This is a genomic window from Sphingobium sp. 3R8, from assembly GCF_020166615.1.
Lineage (GTDB): Bacteria > Pseudomonadota > Alphaproteobacteria > Sphingomonadales > Sphingomonadaceae > Sphingobium > Sphingobium bisphenolicum.
In genome coordinates this window covers 86,542-105,995 of the sequence record NZ_JAIQXR010000016.1, presented here as the reverse complement: position 1 = coordinate 105,995, position 19,454 = coordinate 86,542, and the positions used below count along the sequence as shown (strand labels likewise).

Below are 19,454 nucleotides of genomic sequence, written 5' to 3'. Positions count from 1 at the left end.
GATCGCTCCCCCGGCCCGTCATTCCGACATGCGCGCGATCAGAATTTATAATTGGCGCTGATCGTGAAGTTGCGCGGGGCGCCGTAGCGATACTGGCTGAAGAAGCCCATCTGGCTGTAATATGTCTTGTCGAACAGATTTTCGACATTAGCCTGCAACTGCAACTGCTCGGTCACTGCATAGCGCGCCATCAGGCTGACCAGCGTATAGCCGTCCTGCTGGAAGCGGAAGGGTGCCGCGGTCACCGGGTTCAGACCTTCCGAATAGGCCTTGCTGCGGAAATTGACGCCGCCGCCGACGGTCAGGCCGGTCAGCGCGCCCGGCAGGTCGTAGGTGGTGAAGATCTTCAGCAACTTGCGCGGCTGGGTCGTGTTCGCGGCGACGCCGTCGCCATCCTCCGCCTTGAACTGGCTGTAGCTGGCGTTGAGGTTCCAGCCCGGCAACGGCTGGCCGGTGGCTTCGATTTCGAAGCCCTTGCTGGTCACCCCCTGCGCCGCGACATAGGTCTGCTGCGGGCCGCTGGGGGTGGTGATGATCTCGCCGATCTGGCCGACATTATCCTGTTCGATGCGGAACAGCGCGACCGAGGTCTGGAGCGCATCGCCGAAAAAGCGGCTCTTCAGGCCGATCTCATAGGCATTGCCGTCGAGCGGATCGAGCAGGTTCAGATTGCGGTCGTACAGATTCTGCGGCTGGAAGATTTTGGTGAAGCTGGCATAGACGCGATGGTCGGGCGTCACGTCATAGAGCGCGCCGACATAGGGGATGAACACATTGTCGTCGCCATAGTCGCTGGGTCCGCTCCAGGCGAAGCCCTTCTGGTTCCAGCTCGACAGGCGACCGCCCAGGATGATTTTGAACGGATCGGCGACGTTCAGGCGGAAAGCGCCATAATAGCCGGTCTGTTCGATCCGCTCCTGCTCGTTCCGGGTCGGCGTCGTACCCCATGTCGGCTCATCGAAATCCGCACCGCCCGAACCGATGACCGGCACGTTGGTCGGCCAGGGGAAAGGCGCCGCATAATTGTCGGTATGGCGTTTCAACACGCTGTGCAGCGCGCCCAGCACCACTTCATGATCGCGCCCGAACAGGCTGACCTCCCCCTTCAACTGCGCATCGAAGCTGTTCTGGATGCTGATGCCCTCGGCCTTGTAGGGATTGCTATATTCGATCGTGCCGGTCGCCTTGTCGACATTACCGTACAGATAGAGAAGCTCGCTCGAATTGGTGGTCCGCAACCGGTTGTAATTGACGGTGATGTTCCACTTGTCGCCAATGTCCTGCCGGATGGTGGCGAAGATATTCTGGTTGGTCGTGTTCCAGTGGGTCCAGTCCGCCGCCGTACTCTGCGACCGGGCCAGATCGGTGGTCGTGCCATCGGTGTAGAAGGTCGGCAGCGCCCCCCAGGTCGCGCCCTTGGGCTTGCTGTCCTGATGGCTCATACCGACGCGGACCAGCGTGCTGTCGGTCAGGTCAGCGTCAACCACGCCGTACAGCACCCACTTCTTCTTTTTCTGGAGGTCGATATAGCTTTCGCCCTCCTCGTAGCGGCCGACCAGCCGCGCGCGGATGCGCCCATCGGCGGTCAGCGCGCCGCCGACATCGGCCGACACGCGCCAGGTGTTCCAGCTGCCAATGCTGGCATTGACATAGCCGGTCAGGTCGGTGGCGTCGGCATGTTTGCGAACCAGATTGACCGAGGCGGACGGATCGCCGGCGCCCGACAGCAGCCCGGTCGCGCCGCGCACGATCTCGACCCGTTCGTAGATCGACACGTCGATGCTGGTTTCGCCATTGCCGCCCGCCAGCGTCCAGGCCGCCGGCACGCCATCGACCTGCGTGTTGCGGATTTCGAAACCGCGCGCGTAGAAATTATTGCGGACATCGTCGACTTCGTTGGCGGACACGCCGACGCTGTTGACGATGACATCCTTGATGCTGATCAGATTCTGATCGAGGATGCGCTGGGCGGTCATGATGCTGACCGACTGCGGCGTTTCCTGCACGGTCAGGCCCAGGCCGGTCGCCGTGTCGATCTTGTTGGGCAGGGTATAGGTGCCGGTGACGACGATCTCGTCCTCCACCGGCGCGGCATCGGCGGGCGCCTGGGCAGCGGCCGGCATGGCGCCGAACGCGGCGAGCGACGCGCTCAGCAGAAAGGAAAATTTGCGGATCATCAAGAGGCCCCCGGCGTGAAATGCGATGCCGCCTTCGCACATCAGGCCAAAACTGAGCCTGCGGCAGCATCCTTGCGGGGAGGCCGATATAATTGTTAATAATGTTTCGCAACATCATTATTAACCGTGCGCTGACTTGGTGACCTCATTTTGCGATAGCGTCGCATTTGCGTCACACATTATCGATCATTCCCGCGCCTGCGTCGCGTCTCCCAACCCTTTTTCGCCGCCGCCGACCGATCCGCCGCTGTCCGTCCTGCCGACGCCACGCCACCCTTTCGTCCGCCCTTGCACGACGATCCATGGGTATCGGGCCTGCCCCGACCGGAACCGGACCTGTTGCCGCCCCCCGATTCCTTGTTGATCGTGGCCCAGGCGCGCCGTTCGGCCTCGTCCTTCGACACGCCGCGATCCTCATAGCTTTCCTCGATATGGTGCGCCGTGCGCTTCTGCTTGTCGGTGTAGCTGCCCTTGTCACCCTGCGGCATGACCCATCTCCTTCGTCGCCCCGCACCGCTTCCAACACGCCGTCCCCATCCCGGTTCACATCGATCCGCTATCGTCACGATGCAGCGGAACGGCCGCTGCCCACGCGCGTTCGACCTGCATGGAAAACCGCACGCTCATCGAACGTCTGGCGCGCCATCTCGCCGCGGCGCATCCGGCCGGCTGGTCGTCCAGGATCGAGGACGCAGCCAGCGTCCTCGCTATACTGAAAGAACCCGACGCCGCGATGCGGGCGGCTGGTGACACAGGCATATGGAGCGCGATGATCGATGCCGCGCTGCGCGAGCGCTGGGCGATCGCCCAGGCAACCACCGATCCGGCCGCCGCCGACCCGGTCGATTCGGGCGGATCGGACGAAGAAGGCGAGATCAGACTGACATCCGATGCGGTCGGGCATGACCGGGCGGACTGGGTCCATCTGCATCACGGGCAGGAGAAGACTATATGAAGGGGCTGTTGAAGCTGGCGATCGTCACGGGGCTTGGCGCCTTTGCGATCAAGGGATGGCGCGACTGGATGGGTGACGCCGCCGCGCAGGACGATCGCGGCCCGGTAGGATCATCGGGCGTGGTCCGCGACGCCGGACCGCAGCAGGGCGTGCCGCCCAGCGAATGGGACAAGGTGGACGAACAGTCCGACGAATCCTTCCCCGCGAGCGACCCGCCGGGCAACTATTGACGCCCTATGACAGGATGGACGCGCTCCATTGCTCCCCCGATGCGCGCCCCCTATGAGACGAACGCAAGGACGGCATCGCCGCCCGCAACAGGGGATATCATATCTATGCCTTCGGGTCTGATCGCGCTGCTCGATGACGTGGCGGGCATCGCCAAGCTGGCGGCCACGTCGCTGGACGATGTAGCCGCCGCAGCCGGTCGGGCGGGCACCAAGGCGGCCGGCGTGGTGATCGACGATGCCGCGGTGACGCCCAAATATGTGATGGGCCTGACCCCCGACCGCGAATTGCCGATCATCTGGAAGATCGCCAAGGGATCGCTGCGCAACAAGCTGCTGTTCCTGCTGCCGGCCGCCCTGCTGCTGAGCGCCTTCGCGCCCTGGCTGCTGCCCCCGCTGCTGATGCTGGGCGGCGCCTTCCTCTGTTTCGAGGCGGTTGAAAAGCTGCTGGAGGCTATACAGGGCGGTCATGACGTCGCCGAGGAAGCGGTGGAGACGCACAGCTCCGTCGAACTGGAAAATCAGAAAGTATCGAGCGCGATCCGCACCGACTTCATCCTGTCGGGCGAAATCATGGCGATTGCGCTGGGCACGGTCGCGGCCGAGCCGGTGTGGGAACAGGCGCTGATCCTGGTCGTCGTCGCCATCCTCATCACTGCGGGCGTCTATGGCGTCGTCGGCCTGATCGTGAAGATGGACGATATCGGCCTGCATCTGGCCAAGAAGCAGGGCGCCGGCACGCAGGCGCTGGGCCGCGCGCTCGTGAAGGCGATGCCGGTGCTGATGGCGATCCTGTCCGTGGTCGGCACCGCGGCCATGCTGTGGGTCGGCGGCGGGCTGATCGTCCATGGCCTGCACGAATTCCGCCTCGACCTGATCCCCGGCGCGATCCACCATGTCGCGCAAGGCGCGGCCCAGGCCATCCCCGCGATCGGCGGCCTGCTCGACTGGCTGGTCAACGCCATTGGCGGCGCGATCGTCGGGCTGGTGATCGGCGGGATCGTGGTGGGCGCGCTGCACCTGTTCAAGAAGCACTGAGGGCTTTAGGGGGACGAATAACTTCACCTCCGTTCGTTTCGAACTTAGTCGAGAAACGTAAAGCGCAGTGCTATCCGCTCCGCGACTTCGCTCGAAGCGAACGGAAACTCTCCCTCTCGGATTGCCCAAAGTGACCCACCCTTCCCCCTGGCGTATCGAGGCCGGCGCGCTGATCGCGCTGGCGCTGCCGATGATCGCGGGCAATATCGCCTGGTCGGCGATCGCCGCCACCGATCTGCTGCTGCTCGGCCGGATCGGGGCGGAGGCGGTCGCCGCCGGCGCTCTGGCCATCAACCTGTTCCATGCGCTGCTGCTGTTCGGCATGGGTCTGGTCACCGCCGCTTCCCCCCTCATTGCAAGCGAACGCGGCCGTCGCCGCCACAGCGTGCGCGACATACGCCGCACCGTCCACCAGACGCTGCGCGCCGCGCTCTTCTTCGTGCTGCCCGCCTGGGCGCTGTTGTGGCAATGCGAGACGATATTGCTGGCGATGGGGCAGGATGCCGATCTGGCGCGTGAGGCCGGCCATTTGATGCACGGGCTGCAATGGGCGCTGCTGCCCTTTCTGGGCTTCACCACGTTGCGCAACTTCATCGCCGCGCTGGAACGGCCGATCTGGGGCCTGATCGTGATGCTGGGCGCGATACCGTTCAACATAGCGATGGGCTGGGCGCTGATTTTCGGCCATCTGGGCTTTCCCGCCTTCGGCCTGTTCGGCGCCGGGCTGGCCAGCACGCTGTCCTCCTGCTTCCTCTTCTTCGGCCTACTCGCCGTCATCTTGGTCGATCGCCGCTTCCGCCGCTATCGCCTGATGGGCCGTTTCTGGACCCGCGATCGCGAACGGCAGCGGCAGGTGTGGGCGCTGGGCCTGCCGATCGCGATCACCCTGGGGTTCGAAACGACCGTGTTCAACGCCTCGGCCTTCCTGATGGGCATCATCGACCGCGACTCGCTCGCCGCTCATGCCGTCGCGATCCAGATCGCCGCGCTCGTCTTCATGGTGCCCATGGGCATCGGGCAGGCGGCGACGATCCGGGTCGGCATCGCCTATGGCCGGCACGACCGCGCCGGCATCGGCCGGGCCGGCTGGCTGGCGCTGATGATCGGCACCGGCTTCGCCTGCTGCGCCGCCGCCTTGCTGATTCTGGCGCCGCGCACGCTGGTGTCGGCCTTTCTTGACCTGTCCAACCCTGCCAATGCGCGCACCGCGACCCTGGCCGTCAGTTTCCTCGCCATCGCCGCCCTGTTCCAGCTGGTCGATGCGGCGCAGGCGGTGGGCGCTGGCGTGCTGCGCGGGGTGCAGGATACGACCGTTCCGATGATCTTCGCGCTGATCGGCTATTGGGTGGTCGGCATCGGCGTCGGCACTTTGCTCGCCTTCCCGCTGGGCATGGAGGGGCTGGGCATCTGGCTGGGCCTCGCCAGTGGGCTGGGCGCGGTGGCCGTGCTGCTGATCAGTCGCTGGACCTTGCGCGAACGGCTGGGGCTGGTGCCCGCCTGAACCATTCGTCGCACCGATTACACGGGATGGATATGGTGCAACGCACAAAGCAATTGAAAGAATCGCCAAAATCGGTCAGGGAAGCGACATCATGCAAGCTCCGACCGAGATTTTTGAAGCCATCGCGCTCCAGAAGTGCCTGAAGGTGACCTATAACAAGATGGTCGTCACCCTCGCCCCGCACATCCTCTACACCCGTCATGACGAAATGTTCATCGACGCGGTGACGACCGACCGCGACGGCCGCCCGCCGCGCGAGCTTAAGCTCGGCACCTTCAAGCTGGTCGGCCTGTCCGACCTGCAGGTGCTGGACGAGCCGTTCGAGGCGATGCACGGTCTCTACGATCAGAATGACGACAAATATAAGGGCGTGACCCTGTTCGCCGTCGCGCCCGAAAGCGCCGCCGCCTGATCGTCGGATCGGCCGCTGCGGCGATCCGGTCCTATCTGTCGAACACCCGCTCCGACCATGGTTCGCGCGCCTGCCAGCCGCGGCGCTCCAGTTCCGGCGTCGGGCATTGTTCGGCCGGATAGCCGATGCACAGCAGCGCGATCAGCGACCAATGGGCAGGAACGTCCAGCAGGGCGCTGACGGCCTGCGGCTCCAATATCGATACCCAGCCGACACCGATACCCCGCACCCGCGCCACCAGCCACAGATTGTGGATCGCCAGCACCGTCGAATAGCGGAGCATTTCGGGCATGGTGGCGATGCCCAGACCATGGCCGGCCGACGGCGCGTCATCGCAGAATATCGCCATCAGTTCGGGCGCGTCGCGCACGCCGTGCAGCTTGAGCGCGCGATATCGGTCGCGCTGCGCATCATCGACATAGCGTTCGGACGCCCTGCCGCTCGCCGCATCGATATGGTCGGCCAGCATGGCGCGGACCTGTGGCGAGCGCAGGCGAAGGAACCGCCAGGGCTGGGCATTGCCGACCGACGGCGCCAGACAGGCGCAGCGCAGCAGGTCGCGCATGTCCGCCTCCGGCACCGGGCGCGCTTCGAAATGGCGCACGTCGCGCCGCCAGTGCAGCAGCGTCTCCAGTTCCGCGGCGAAGGCCGGGCCGAAGACCGGCGTCGTTTCCGCCGCAAATCCGTCGCCCGTCCTCACTTCTTCAGTCGATATCCCGTGCGGAACATCCAGCCGATGATGCCGATGCAGACGGCCAGCATGCCCGCGACGAACAGCAGGCTGAACCCGATCGCGACGTCGCCCCGGCCGAAGAAGGTCCAGCGGAAGCCCGAGATCAGATAGACGATCGGGTTGAACAGGGTGATCGTCTGCCAGGGTTCGGCCAGCATCTTGACCGAGTAGAAGGCGCCGCCCAGGAAGGTCATCGGCATGATGAGCAGCAGCGGGATCACCTGCAATTGCTCGAAACTCTGCGCCCAGATGCCCAGGATGAAGCCGAACAGGCAGAAGCTGACCGCGATCAGCACCATGAAGCCGACCATGGCGAACGGGTGCGCGACCGGCACGTCGACGAACAGATGCGCGGTCAGGAAGATGATGCTGCCCACGATCAGCGACTTGGTCGCCGCCGCGCCGACATAGGCGATGATCGTTTCCGTCGCGGACACCGGCGCGGACAGCAGTTCGTAGATGGTGCCGGTAAATTTGGGCATGTAGATGCCGAAACTGGCGTTGAAGATGCTCTCCGTGAACATCGCCATCATGATGAGGCCGGGCACGATGAAGGCGGCATAGGCGATGCCGTCCACCTCCGTCATGCGCGACCCGATTGCCCCGCCGAACACGACGAAATAGAGCGAGGTGGTGATGACCGGCACCAGCAGGCCGGTCAGCAGCGTGCGCCGGAAACGGTGAAGCTCAAACGAATAGATGGCCGCGATGGCGCGCAGATTCTGGAGGCTCATGCGGCCTTCTCCTGATGGACGAGGCTGACGAAAATATCCTCCAGGCTGCTTTGCCTTGTATTCAGATCCTTGTAGCCGATGCCCAGGTCGCCCAGTTTGCGCAGCAGCGACGACACCCCGGTCCGCTCCGCCTGGGTGTCGAAGATATAGTCCAGTTCATGGCCTTCCCCGCCCAGCGTGACGCCCCATTCGGCAAGCTCCGCGGGCACCACGTCGATCGGTTCGGCCAGCACGACCGTCAGCGTCTTCTTGCCCAGCTTCTTCATCAGCGCGGTCTTGTCCTCGACCAGCATCAGTTCGCCCTTGTTGATCACGCCCACCCGGTCGGCCATTTCCTCGGCCTCCTCGATATAATGCGTCGTCAGGATGATGGTGACGCCGGTCTGGCGCAGTTCGCCGATCAGCTTCCACATATCGCGGCGCAGTTCGACGTCGACGCCCGCGGTCGGCTCGTCTAGGAACAGCACGCGCGGTTCGTGGCTCAGCGCCTTGGCGATCATCACGCGCCGCTTCATGCCGCCCGACAGTTCCAGTATCTTGGCATGGCGCTTGTCCCAGAGCGACAGGTCGCGCAGCACCTTTTCGACATAGGCATCGTTGCGGGGCTTGCCGAACAGGCCACGGCTGAAATTCACCGTATCGATGACCCGCTCGAACTGGTCGGTCGACAATTCCTGCGGCACCAGCCCGATCGCGGTGCGCGCGCCGCGATAGTCGCGCACGATGTCGTGCCCGGCCACGGTCACGCTGCCCCCGGTTGCGCGCGCAATGCCGCAGACGATCGAGATCATCGTCGTCTTGCCCGCGCCATTCGGCCCCAGCAGCGCGAAAATCTCGCCTTCCTCGATGGTCAGGTCGACGCCTTTCAGCGCCTCGAAGCCCGACGCATAGCGTTTCGTCAGGCCCTTGATCTCAATGATGGATGCCATGGATGGCTCTGCCCCTTTTGCGTTGCGGCAAAGATAGGGCGGCGGCGCGCCGATGCAACCGAGGCGAAAAACATTGCCGTGGCAACATGACAGGCATAGCGTCCGCATCCCATAAGCGGAGAAGGCCCTATGAAAAAGGCAGTCCTATTTCTCTCGATCGCGCTCATCGTCCTTCCCGACGTCGCGCTGGCCCAGCAACAGCAGGATCGCATGCAAAGGCCGTCGCCTCCGACGACCCGCCCCGCACCACCATCGCGCCCGACTCCGCCCAAGCCCGAAAACCGACCCCAGCCACCCCGTCCCGGCGGTCCGTCGGTACAACCGCCGCGCCCAGGTACGGGTGGCCCGTCCGTCCAGCCTCCCCGCCCCGGCACCGGCGGTCCCCAGATCCAGCCTCCCCGGCCCGGCACGGGCGGCCCGGCGATCCAGCCGCCCCGTCCCGGCAAGCCCCAGCCGCCCCGCCCGGTCAAGCCGCAACCGCCGCATCGCCCCGGCGCCGGCCGGCCGCCGCATTTCAAGCCGATCCACCGGCCGGGCTTCCAATATCCGCATGGCTATCGCTATCGGCGCTGGAGCATCGGCCTGCTGCTGCCCGCCATCTTCCTGTCGTCGCGCTATTATTATGACGACTATGCCTATCTGGGCGTCGGCGCGCCGCCCTATGGCTATCGCTGGGTCCGCTATGGCCCCGACCTGCTGCTGGTCCGCACCCGCACCCGCCGCGTGGTCGATGTGATCTACGGCGCCTTCTACTAAGGCATATGAACGAAAGGGGGCCGCATCATCCGATGCGGCCCCTGGATGCCCTGCTGCTATTCGCCGCGTCGCGAAAAGCGGAAGACGGTGGCGGGCGGAAAATTGCGCACGGTCTGCCCGGCGCGCACCACGTCCAGCCCCAGCGCCTCGATCACGTCGCGGCTGACCGGCGGGCGCATCGAATAGGTGAACTGCACGAAGCTGCCGCCGGGCCGCAGCATCCGGAAGGATTCCGTCAGGATATCGTGATGCATATAACGGTCCATCGCCAGCAGGGGCAGGCCGCTGACCACGGTCTGATAATCGCCCGGCTCGCCCGCGGTCGCGGTCGATACGATCTGCGCGGGCGTCTCCAGGATCGACACATGGGGGAAATGCCGGCGCAACCCGCGCGCGAAGGCGGGATTGATCTCCACCACCTCCAGCTTCTCGGGCGGCAGGCCGGTTTCCAGGATCGCGCGGGTGAACACCCCGGTCCCGCCGCCCAGTTCCAGCACGCGACCGTCCAGCGGATCGATCTGCGCCACCATCAACCGGGCAAGATAGCGGCTGGAAGGCACCACCGACGCGGTCTGGCGCGGTTTCTTCACCCAGGCGGCCAGGAAATCGAGATATTCGGTGGCGCGGGCGCGAAATTCCCCGCCCGGCAGGGCGATCGCCCGACTGCGCTTGGGCTTATGCTGCATAAGCGAAATGCGACCGCTTCATTTCCATCCCGACTCCCTTAGCGAGGACGAGGGGCGGCGTCGATTGACTTTCGCGCGATTCAGCCCGCATCGCGCTGGCCCGACACCATGTCCACCCGCTCCTGCAGCCAGTCGGCGACGGCGCCGATCCGCGCCAGCTTGCGCAGGTCGCCATGCATGACCAGCCAGAAGCTGCGGGTGATCTCGACCCGGTCGGCCATCAACGGCGCCAGTCCGGGGTCGCGCCGCGCTATGAAGTCGGGCAACACGCCGATCCCCGCCCCGTCCGCGATCATCCGCTGCTGCATGATGATGCTGGTCGATCGCAGGGTCGCCTCCAGCCCCGCCTCCACCTCGTCCAGATAATCGAGTTCGGGAGAGAAGATGAACTCCGGCACATAGCCGACCAGCACATGGTCGCGCAGATCCGCCGGGGCGGCGGGCGCACCGGCCCGCGCCAGATAGGCGGGCGCGGCGTAGAGATGCAGCCGATAGTCGCCCAGCCGCCGCACCGTCAGCCGCCCGCGCTGCGGCCGCGCCAGCATCACCGCCATATCGGCTTCGCGGTTGGACGGGTTGAGGAAGCCGGACGCCGTCACCAGGTCCAGCCTGATCCCCGGATGCCGCCGGTTGAAATCCCCCATGCCCGGCGCCAGCACCCAGGTGCCGAAACCTTCCGCCACCGAAAGCCGCACCTGCCCCGCCAGCCGATGCTCCTGCCCCTTCACATCCTCCATCGCCGCCAGCGCCGCGCTTTCCGCGCCCTCGGCATGGTGCAGCAGCGCTTGGCCGCGCGCCGTCAGCGCCCGCTCACCCGCGCCCAGTTCGAACAATTCGGCATCGAGCGCCTTTTCCAGCCGTGCCAGCCGCCGCGCGATGGTGGTCGCATCGATGCCCAGCGCACGGGCGGCGGGCGCCACCTTGCGCGCGCGGGCGACCGCCAGAAATACCCTGAGATCGTCCCAGTCGAACATTACGCGCGCCCATCCTGCAAATTTGCAGCCTGTCCATGCACAACTTCGCCATTGCTTGCAATAACGCGGCATTGCTAGAAGCAGGATGAAAGCGAACCTGCTGCGCAGCGCCCGTCGGCGCGCCGGACAGGTTTGCGGAGTATGGAGAGCATGACCCAGTTCGACCTGACCGAGGACCAGCGCGCCATCCAGGAAATGGCGCAGCGATTCACTGCCGACGCGATCACGCCCCATGCGGCGGAATGGGACGAGAAGCATGTATTCCCCCGCGACACGATCCGCGCGGCCGCGGACCTCGGCTTTGGCGGCATCTATGTGTCGGAGGAAGCGGGCGGCATCGGCCTTGGCCGGCTGGAATCCGCCCTCATCATGGAAGCGATGGCCTATGGCTGCCCGTCCACCAGCGCCTTCATCTCGATCCATAATATGGGCGCCTGGATGATCGATCGGTTCGGCAGCCAGGCGGTGAAAGACAAATATCTGCCCGATCTCGTACCCATGGCGCGCATGGCGAGCTATTGCCTGACCGAAGCAGGCGCAGGATCGGACGCCGCCGCGCTCAAGACCAAGGCGGTCCGGGATGGCGATCATTATGTCGTGACAGGTTCCAAACAGTTCATCTCCGGCGGCGGCGAGAATGAGGTCTATGTCGTCATGGTCCGCACCGGGGAGGATGGGCCGAAGGGCATCTCTTGCCTCGTCATCGAAAAGGACATGCCCGGCGTCAGCTTCGGCGCGCAGGAACGCAAGCTCGGCTGGCACAGCCAACCCACGGCGCAGGTCAATTTCGACGCCGTGCGTGTGCCGGTGGAAAATCTGGTCGGCCAGGAAGGCGAAGGTTTCCGCATCGCGATGATGGGGCTGGACGGCGGCCGGCTCAATATCGGCGCCTGCTCGCTCGGCGGCGCACAACGCTGCATCGACGAAAGCATAGGCTATACCAAGGATCGCAAGCAGTTCGGCCAGTCCATCGCCGACTTCCAGAACACCCAATTCACCCTGGCCGACATGCAGACCGAATTGGAGGCCGCCCGCACGCTGCTCTATGCCGCCGCGGTCAAGGTGACCGACAATGCGCCCGACAAGACCCGCTTCGCCGCGATGGCGAAACGCTTCGCCACCGACACCGGATCGTCGGTGGTCGATCGCGCGCTGCAACTTCACGGCGGCTATGGCTATCTGATGGACTATCCGATCGAACGCTTCTGGCGCGACCTGCGCGTCCATTCGATCCTGGAAGGCACCAACCAGGTCATGCGGATGATCGTGGCGCGGGATATGTTGCGCTGAACCCAATCCTCGCCCCCTTGGGGGAGAGGATATGAAGCCTTGGCGCGGAACGCGCCTAGGCGAAGTTGGAGAAGGGCTGTTCCGCACGCCCCCTCTCCCGGCTCCGACTAGGCGGCAAGGCTGCCAAGTCTTCGCATCCCTCTCCCTCGATGGGGCGAGGAAGGAGAATGACATGACCGACCAAGTCCTGACCATCATCGACAACGGCGTCGGCCGCATCCGCCTGAACCGGCCCAGGGCGATCCACGCCCTCACCCCGGAGATGTGCGAAGCGATCAACGACGCGCTGCTGGCGTGGCGCGAGGATGACGCGGTCGTCGCGGTGATGATCGATCATCTGCCCGCCGCCGACGGCGATCCCAAATTGTCGCGCGGCTTCTGCGCCGGCGGCGACATCGCGCTGATCGCCAACAGCGCGAAAGCCGATTGCGTCGAGGCCGAACGCTTCTTCCATGTCGAATATCGGATGAACCATCTGCTGTTCGTCTATCCCAAGCCGATCGTCGCCTTCATCGACGGCATCGTCATGGGCGGCGGCGTGGGCATCTCCCTTCCCGCCCGGTTCCGCGTGGCGACCGAGCGAACGAATTTCGCCATGCCCGAAACCGGCATCGGCCTGTTCCCCGACGTGGGCGGCGGCTGGTATCTGCCGCGCCTGCCCGGCCGGGTCGGCGCCTGGCTGGCGGCGACGGGCGCGCGGATCGACGGGGCGGATTGCGCCGCCGTCGGCATCGCCACCCATTATATCGCATCGGACCGGCTGGATGCGATCAAGGCGCGCATCCTGGCCGACCCGACCGGGCTGGGCGAAATATTGGACGAAAATGGCGAAACCCCGCCGCCATCGAAGCTGGATGCGCACCGCGCCGACATCGACCGGCTGTTCGCCTCCGACAAGGCGGAGGCGATCGTCGCCGCGCTGCAGGCGGACGGCGGCGAGTGGTCGGGCAAGCAACTGGCGGTGCTCGCCACCAAATCGCCCCAGACGATCAAGGTGGCGCTGCGCCAGTTGGTCGAAGGCGCGGCCAAGACCGACTTCGCCGCCAATATGGCGATGGAATATGGCCTCGCCTGCGCGATCATCCGCCGCCCCGATTTCGTCGAGGGCGTCCGCGCGGTGATTTTCGACAAGGATAATGCACCGCAATGGAATCCGGCCACGCTGGAGGGGGTGAGCGATGCGATGATCGACGCGATCTTTGCGCCGCTGCCTGCGGGCAGCCAGTGGACACCCCTGCCGCCACGGGCCGGCGCGGACTGATCCTGTCCTATCGGGACGTCGGCTGATAGACTTGGGTCCGGCCTCTGCCGCCCTTCGCGCCCGACTTTCCGATAGGATCGGGCCAGCGCAACATAATGTCCGAATATGCGGGAAATATGCGAAGATAAGCGGAAGAGGATAGGATTATGACCCAGACGATCGCCTTCATCGGCCTTGGCAATATGGGTGGCGGGATGGCCGCCAACCTGCTCAAGAACGGCTATGCCGTGCGCGCCTTCGACCTGTCGGAAGAGGCTTTGGCCAAGGCGGAAGGCCATGGTGCCGTCCGCGCCGCCAGCGCCGCCGACGCGGTGACCGGGGCCGACGCGGTGGTGACGATGCTGCCCGCGGGCAAGCATGTCGAGAGCGTCTATAACGAGCAGGTATTCGGCGTGGCAAAGCCCGGCGCGCTCTTCCTCGACTGTTCGACCATCGACGTCGCCACCGCGCGCCGCGTGATCGACGCGGCCGTAGCCAAAGGCTTCGAGATGGTCGACGCGCCCGTATCGGGCGGCATCGCGGCGGCCAACGGCGGAACGCTCACCTTCATGGTCGGCGGCGCGGATACGGCCTTCGCCAAGGCCCGGCCGATCCTCGACGCCATGGGCAAGGCGGTGATCCATGCCGGCGGCGCGGGCAACGGCCAGGGCGCGAAAATCTGCAACAATATGCTGCTGGGCGCGACCATGGTCGCCACCTGCGAGAGTTTCGCCATGGCCAAGAAGCTGGGGCTCGATCCCCAGACCTTCTACGACATCTCCAGCGTGTCGTCGGGCCAGAGCTGGTCGATGACCAGCTACTGCCCCGTCCCCGGCGTCGGCCCGCAATCGCCGTCCGACAATGGCTATCAGGGCGGCTTCGCGGTCGGCCTGATGCTCAAGGACTTGAAACTGGCGACCGAAGCCGCCGCGTCGGTCGGCGCCAGCGTGCCGATGGGCAATGCCGCCGAAGCGCTCTACCAGATGCTCGCCAACCGGGGCGAAGCCGGCCGCGACTTCTCGCTGATGATCGAGATGCTGGAAGGGAAGTGACGCCGTCCGTACGGGCTGAGCGAAGTCGAAGCCCATCACTGAGCGAGGCGAAGTGTCCTCCCTACGGTCGGACTGACCCTTCGACTTCGCTCAGTCAGGGCGAACGGAACTCTACTTCCCCTTGCCCGCCTCCGCCGTGGCGAGCACGCGCAGCACGTTGCCGGACCAGATTTTCTGGATGTCGGTTTCGCTATAGCCTGCCTTCAACAGCGCATCGGTGATCTTGGGCAGGGCGACCACATCCTCCATGCCCACCACGCCCCCGCCACCGTCCCAGTCGAGGCCGATGCCGACATGATCCGGCCCCACGACCTTCAGCGCGTGCAGCATATGGGCCATGAAATCATCGAAGGTCGGCCGGTCGGTGTCGGGATAGAGCTTGTCTATCTCCTGCCGCTTGGCCAGCAGTTCGGCGCGCTTCTCCGGCGAGAGCTTGGCGTCCTCGCGCATCTGGCCGTAGAGCGCCTTCAGCGCCTCCTGCCGCTGCGGATTGGGCTTGGACGTGCGCAGATAGGCGCCATAGGCGTTCATCTGGATCACCCCACCCTTGGCCGCCAAGGCTTTCAGATGCGCGTCGTCGACGTTGCGCGGATGGTCGTAGATCGCCTTGCAGCCCGAATGGGTAAGCAGCACCGGCGTGGTGGACAGCGCCAACAGGTCATCCAGCACCTGGTCCGACGAGTGCGAGGCGTCGGGCACGATGCCCAGCCGGTTCATTTCCTTGAGCAATTCCTTGCCGAGCGGGCTGAGCCCGCCATAGCGCGGCTTCTTCGACGGGTCGGTGGAGCTGTCGGCGAACTGGTTATGCGCGAAATGGGCGAACCCCGACACGCGCACGCCCATGTCGTAGAAGGTCTTGATGAGCGATACATCCTCGCCCAGCGGATAGGCGTTCTCGATCGACATATAGACGATCCGCCTGCCCGCCGCCGCGATCGGCGCCGCGTCCTTCGCCTCCAGCGCGAGTTGGAAATTGACCGGATCGGCGGCGACCATCGACCGGATCGACAGGCCGCGCAGGATCGCGAAGTCGCGCGCCTTGCGGAACCCCTCGATCGTCAGCGGCCCCTGCCCGGTATAGATAGCCCAGAAACCGCCATCCAGGCCGCCTTTCTTCATGCGCGGCAAATCGACCTGGGTATAGTCGCTATGGACGCCATGTTCCTCGTCGATCGACCAACCCGGCAGGTCGAGCGAAGCCGGCGTATCGAGATGGCTGTCGAGGGTGATGAGCTTCTGATGAAGCTGATACACCTTCTTGGACACATCCTGCGCTTGCGCGGCGACCGGGAGCAGCGCCAGAAGCGCCGCCCCCATCATCCACCCGGCCCGCATCAGATTTCACCCGAGATGGTGAACTGGAAGGTGCGCGGGGACAGCGGCCGGAATGCGCCGTCGCCCGTCACCGACGAAGAGATGAAGGATAATACGTCCTTGTCGAAGATATTGTCGACGTTGAACCGCGCCTTCACGCTCTTGATCGGACCCAGGCTGAAGCCGTCGCCAATGTCCACATAGCCGCTGAACACGGTATAGGCGGGGACACTGGAGCCAGCCGTGTTGGTGAAGGTCGACCAGCGCTTGCTGGTATATTTGCCCGAGATATTGGCGACCAGCCAGCTTGCCGGTTCGATGGTCACGCCCCCGCTGACGATCCACTTGGCGCTGTCGGGGATATATTTGCCCGCCGTCGCATAGGTCACCGACGCGACGATGTCGTCCTGAAACTTGGCATGGTTGTAGGTGACGTTGGCGTTGGCATAGGCCAGGCCATTGAGGAAGGCGGGCTTGTAGGTGCCGCTGGCTTCGACGCCATAGGCCTTCACCCGGCCGACATTCTGGTAGAAGGTTTCGGTCGATGCGCCGCCGCCCTCGACGAAGGTCGTGATCGACTGGATGCGGTTCTTGAACTTGGTGTAATAGCCCGCGATCGAGGCATAGACCTGGCCCTGGTTGGTGCGGAAGCCCAGCTCCATATTCTTGGAACGCTCCGGATTGGGCTGCGGCACCAGCGCGGAGGTGCCGGTGCGGGTGACGGCATAGATATCGTCCATCCCCTTGGGCAGCGCCATATTCTCGGCATAGGAGGCGAATATCTGGCTGCGCCCGTCCAGCTTGTAAAGCACGCCGGCCATCGGCAGGAACATGTCGCGATAATGGGCGCTGTTGATCTGCGGTCCCCAGCCGGCAACGCCGACGCCGCCGACCACGCGATAATAATCGTCGAAGTCGCGATAGCCGCGCAGGCTGTAGTCGAGCATCAGCCCCTTGAAGCCCACGTCCAGCACCAGCCGGTCGTCCATCAGCTTGAGCGTGTCCTTGAGCGACACCTGCAACGTATCGCGCTGCGAGCGATAGTTGCGACGCAGATAGACCAGCTCGTCCAGATTGGGTTCGCCGTCGGGCGCGCCGTCGACCGTGTTGTAGCGCGCCTGGGTGCGGTGATACTTGTCAACTTCGGCCCACAGCCCGGCCTCGACGATATTGTTGCCCTGTTCCCAGTGCAGCTTGTTGGCGATGCCGTAGCGATTGCCACCCACGCCCGACCGGCCATATTGCACGCCCTTGGGCGCGGTGACGGCGAGGCCGGCCTGCGCCTGTGCGGTGTAGCGGGTCAGCGAATTGGCATAGGTGTCGGGCGACACGCCATAGCCGCCCTTGTCTTCCCAATAAAGGGTCGATTCCGCCCATACCCCGTCGGCGATCCCGGCATGGAAGGTTGCGCCATAGAGGCGATCCTTACGCACGTTGATGGCGAGATTGTAGACGTTGGCGTAGTTGCTGTTGGAATAATAGACGCCCGGCACCGTCGGCGCGAAGCCGGTCGTCGTGTTGGGCATATTCTCCAGATAGGCATAGTCGCGGCCGCACTGGCCGACCAGGTTGGTGCTCGCGCAATTATACTGCGCGCGCGTGAGGGTCGGCGAATCATAGTCGAAAAAGTCGTTCGATACGAATTTGAACCGCGCCCAGCTATCGCCACCCAGATCCGCGTGCAGTTGCGCTTCCCAATGCTCGCGGTCGATCGTGCCGGGGCCGCGCCACAGGTCGCTGTTGAGCTTGGTGCGGCTGACATAGGCCTTGAACGGGCCGACCTTGCCGGTGTTCACGCGGATGAAAGTGCGCTTCAGGCTGTCGTCGCCGAAGCTCTGCGACACGAACAGGCCCATCTCGTCCTGCGGTGCGATGCTGTTATACTGCACCACCGGGCCGAGCGTCGAATAGCTGGGCAGGCCGACGTCGCCCGCGCCGACCGAGGCTTCCACCACGCCCAGATTTTCATTGTCGACATAGCGGAAGACCGGACTGCCGCCGAAGGCGTCGCTGCGACCCGTAGGGATGCCGTCGACCACGAAGCCGATCTGGTCGAGATTGAAGGCGCGGGTCTGGACGCTGTTGCCGAACTCGTAGAGGCCGAGCGCCCCGTCGGTCTGAACGTTGAAGCCGGGTAGCTGCTCCAGCATCTTGAGACCCGAAATGCCCGACGGCGCCGACAAAAGCGCCTCGCGAGTCACCGCGACGACATTGCTGATCTTGTCCTCGCCGATCGCTTCGGACGATTGCGAGATGCGGCGGCCGGTGACGGTGATCGTCTCGCTCTCGTCGCCGACCGGTTCCTGCGCATGGGCGGCGTTCAGCGCTCCGGTGGCGCAGGCGAACAGTAGCGCCGCGCGCGCGGAACGACGGATGGACGAGATAACGGACATGCAAGGGCTCCCTGTTTCACAACGAGCCAATCAGGGGGCGCTTTTGCACGCCTCACCTCTCCCCGAACGATGACCGGGGACGCCTGTCTGCACCCGCCGTCGTTTCTACGTTTTCTTGTGAAACGAGACTGTCGGGGAACTCCGCCATAGGCCAATGAGATTTTCTCGGCCTATGGCAGAACAATCAATATGTTACGGATAATTTCAGTGCGGTCGCCCGCCGCAATATATCAGCGCCCCTTCCAGACGCCGGCACGCTTTTCGACGAAGGCGGTCATGCCTTCCTTCTTGTCCTGCGTCGCGGTCAGTATCTGGAACAGGCGACGCTCGGTCAGCAGCCCCTGCGCCAGGCCAGTTTCGAAGGCGATGTTGACCATTTCCTTGTTGATCATCGCCGCCATGGGCGGCAACGCCGCGATCGCCGCGGCGGTCTTGAGCGCTTCGTCCAGCAATTCGGCGGCCGGGACGATACGGCTCACCAGACCCGAACGCTCGGCTTCGGCGGCGTCCATCATGCGGCCGGTCAGGCACATTTCCATCGCCTTGGCCTTGCCTACCGCGCGGGTCAGCCGCTGCGACCCGCCCATGCCGGGCGCGACGCCCAGCTTGATTTCGGGCTGGCCGAATTTCGCCGTGTCGCCCGCCAGGATGAAGTCGGCCATCATCGCCAGTTCGCAGCCGCCGCCCAGCGCAAAGCCCTGCACCGCCGCGATCCACGGCTTGCGGGTCGCCACCACGCCGGTCTGCCAGCCGGAGAAGAAATCCTCCAGGAAGAAGTCGGCCGCGTCCTTGTCGACCATTTCCTTGATGTCGGCGCCGGCCGCGAACGCCTTTTCGCCGCTGCCGGTCAGCACCGCGCAACGCTGGGTCGGATCGGCGTCATAGGCGCCGAATGCCGCGCTCAGATCCTTCAGCACCTGGCTGTTGAGCGCATTCAGGGCCTGCGGCCGGTTGAGCGTGATCAGCGTCACGGCGTCGCGCTGCTCGACCAGGATCGTCTCGTAAGTCATCGCCATCTCCTTATGTCTTTGGGACCGCTCTAT

Annotated in this window: 19 protein-coding genes; 9 read left to right on the top strand and 10 right to left on the bottom strand. The window is 64.7% G+C overall.

Going from position 1 to position 19,454, the window contains the following annotated elements; genetic code table 11:
* Positions 1-38 precede the first annotated feature (38 nt).
* A complete protein-coding gene (locus tag K9B33_RS15735) occupies positions 39-2,177 on the bottom strand; it encodes a TonB-dependent siderophore receptor (RefSeq protein WP_224550031.1) in 2,139 nt (712 codons plus the stop codon).
* Positions 2,178-2,356: 179 nt separating this feature from the next.
* Complete coding sequence (locus K9B33_RS15730; RefSeq protein ID WP_224550030.1) at positions 2,357-2,665, bottom strand: plasmid stabilization protein; 309 nt, start codon at positions 2,663-2,665, stop codon at positions 2,357-2,359.
* A 119-nt stretch (positions 2,666-2,784) separates the two neighbouring features.
* On the opposite strand from K9B33_RS15730, the gene K9B33_RS15725 reads away from it, so the two are divergent.
* The 5 genes from K9B33_RS15725 to K9B33_RS15705 all read left to right on the top strand — a co-directional run bounded on the left by K9B33_RS15725 (position 2,785) and on the right by K9B33_RS15705 (position 6,310).
* A complete protein-coding gene (locus K9B33_RS15725) occupies positions 2,785-3,132 on the top strand; it encodes a hypothetical protein (protein WP_224550029.1) in 348 nt (115 codons plus the stop codon).
* Positions 3,129-3,362 (top strand): hypothetical protein, encoded by a 234-nt coding sequence (locus K9B33_RS15720; RefSeq protein WP_224550028.1) that lies wholly within the window; start codon positions 3,129-3,131, stop codon positions 3,360-3,362. Before K9B33_RS15725 ends, K9B33_RS15720 begins: the two co-directional genes overlap by 4 nt.
* A gap of 105 nt (positions 3,363-3,467) precedes the next feature.
* A complete protein-coding gene (locus K9B33_RS15715; RefSeq protein ID WP_224550027.1) occupies positions 3,468-4,397 on the top strand; it encodes a DUF808 domain-containing protein in 930 nt (309 codons plus the stop codon).
* Positions 4,398-4,587: 190 nt separating this feature from the next.
* On the top strand, positions 4,588-5,898 hold the full coding sequence (locus tag K9B33_RS15710) for an MATE family efflux transporter (protein ID WP_224550057.1): 1,311 nt from the start codon (positions 4,588-4,590) through the stop codon (positions 5,896-5,898).
* 91 nt (positions 5,899-5,989) lie between these two features.
* The gene (locus tag K9B33_RS15705) at positions 5,990-6,310 is read left to right on the top strand and encodes a hypothetical protein (protein ID WP_224550026.1); all 321 of its coding nucleotides are present in this window, start codon (positions 5,990-5,992) and stop codon (positions 6,308-6,310) included.
* 31 nt (positions 6,311-6,341) lie between these two features.
* Here K9B33_RS15705 and bluB read toward each other — a convergent pair whose 3' ends face one another.
* Genes bluB through K9B33_RS15690 form a run of 3 tightly spaced genes read right to left on the bottom strand, consistent with a single transcriptional unit; the run spans position 6,342 to position 8,706 of the window.
* The gene (bluB, locus tag K9B33_RS15700; RefSeq protein WP_224550025.1) at positions 6,342-7,010 is read right to left on the bottom strand and encodes a 5,6-dimethylbenzimidazole synthase; all 669 of its coding nucleotides are present in this window, start codon (positions 7,008-7,010) and stop codon (positions 6,342-6,344) included.
* A complete protein-coding gene (locus tag K9B33_RS15695; RefSeq protein ID WP_224550024.1) occupies positions 7,007-7,777 on the bottom strand; it encodes an ABC transporter permease in 771 nt (256 codons plus the stop codon). Before K9B33_RS15695 ends, bluB begins: the two co-directional genes overlap by 4 nt.
* Positions 7,774-8,706 carry an ABC transporter ATP-binding protein gene (locus tag K9B33_RS15690; RefSeq protein WP_224550023.1) on the bottom strand — a complete coding sequence of 311 codons (933 nt, stop codon included), beginning with the start codon at positions 8,704-8,706 and terminating at the stop codon, positions 7,774-7,776. Before K9B33_RS15690 ends, K9B33_RS15695 begins: the two co-directional genes overlap by 4 nt.
* Positions 8,707-8,835: 129 nt before the next feature.
* On the opposite strand from K9B33_RS15690, the gene K9B33_RS15685 reads away from it, so the two are divergent.
* Positions 8,836-9,462, top strand: a complete 627-nt coding sequence (locus tag K9B33_RS15685) for an RcnB family protein (RefSeq protein WP_224550022.1) — start codon at positions 8,836-8,838, stop codon at positions 9,460-9,462.
* Positions 9,463-9,518: 56 nt separating this feature from the next.
* Here the strand turns inward: K9B33_RS15685 and K9B33_RS15680 are convergent, their stop codons facing one another.
* Both K9B33_RS15680 and K9B33_RS15675 read right to left on the bottom strand, forming a co-directional pair.
* Entirely contained in the window at positions 9,519-10,148 is a 630-nt protein-coding gene (locus tag K9B33_RS15680; protein WP_224550021.1) for a class I SAM-dependent methyltransferase, read from the bottom strand.
* Between the two features lie 80 nt (positions 10,149-10,228).
* A complete protein-coding gene (locus K9B33_RS15675) occupies positions 10,229-11,122 on the bottom strand; it encodes a LysR family transcriptional regulator (protein ID WP_224550020.1) in 894 nt (297 codons plus the stop codon).
* A 150-nt stretch (positions 11,123-11,272) separates the two neighbouring features.
* Here K9B33_RS15675 and K9B33_RS15670 point away from each other — a divergent pair, with 150 nt between their 5' ends.
* The 3 genes from K9B33_RS15670 to mmsB all read left to right on the top strand — a co-directional run bounded on the left by K9B33_RS15670 (position 11,273) and on the right by mmsB (position 14,704).
* Positions 11,273-12,412, top strand: a complete 1,140-nt coding sequence (locus tag K9B33_RS15670; protein WP_224550019.1) for an acyl-CoA dehydrogenase family protein — start codon at positions 11,273-11,275, stop codon at positions 12,410-12,412.
* A 172-nt stretch (positions 12,413-12,584) separates the two neighbouring features.
* The gene (locus K9B33_RS15665) at positions 12,585-13,673 is read left to right on the top strand and encodes an enoyl-CoA hydratase/isomerase family protein (protein WP_224550018.1); all 1,089 of its coding nucleotides are present in this window, start codon (positions 12,585-12,587) and stop codon (positions 13,671-13,673) included.
* Between the two features lie 146 nt (positions 13,674-13,819).
* Entirely contained in the window at positions 13,820-14,704 is an 885-nt protein-coding gene (mmsB, locus tag K9B33_RS15660; RefSeq protein WP_224550017.1) for a 3-hydroxyisobutyrate dehydrogenase, read from the top strand.
* 111 nt (positions 14,705-14,815) lie between these two features.
* Here mmsB and K9B33_RS15655 read toward each other — a convergent pair whose 3' ends face one another.
* From K9B33_RS15655 to K9B33_RS15645, 3 genes are all read right to left on the bottom strand, one after another.
* Positions 14,816-16,039: a dipeptidase gene (locus tag K9B33_RS15655; RefSeq protein WP_224550016.1), complete on the bottom strand. Its 1,224-nt coding sequence runs from the start codon at positions 16,037-16,039 to the stop codon at positions 14,816-14,818.
* Positions 16,039-18,411 carry a TonB-dependent receptor gene (locus K9B33_RS15650; RefSeq protein WP_224550015.1) on the bottom strand — a complete coding sequence of 791 codons (2,373 nt, stop codon included), beginning with the start codon at positions 18,409-18,411 and terminating at the stop codon, positions 16,039-16,041. The genes K9B33_RS15655 and K9B33_RS15650 overlap by 1 nt, the downstream gene beginning before the upstream one ends.
* 230 nt (positions 18,412-18,641) lie before the next feature.
* The gene (locus K9B33_RS15645; protein ID WP_224550014.1) at positions 18,642-19,421 is read right to left on the bottom strand and encodes an enoyl-CoA hydratase-related protein; all 780 of its coding nucleotides are present in this window, start codon (positions 19,419-19,421) and stop codon (positions 18,642-18,644) included.
* Between the last annotated feature and the right edge of the window lie 33 nt (positions 19,422-19,454).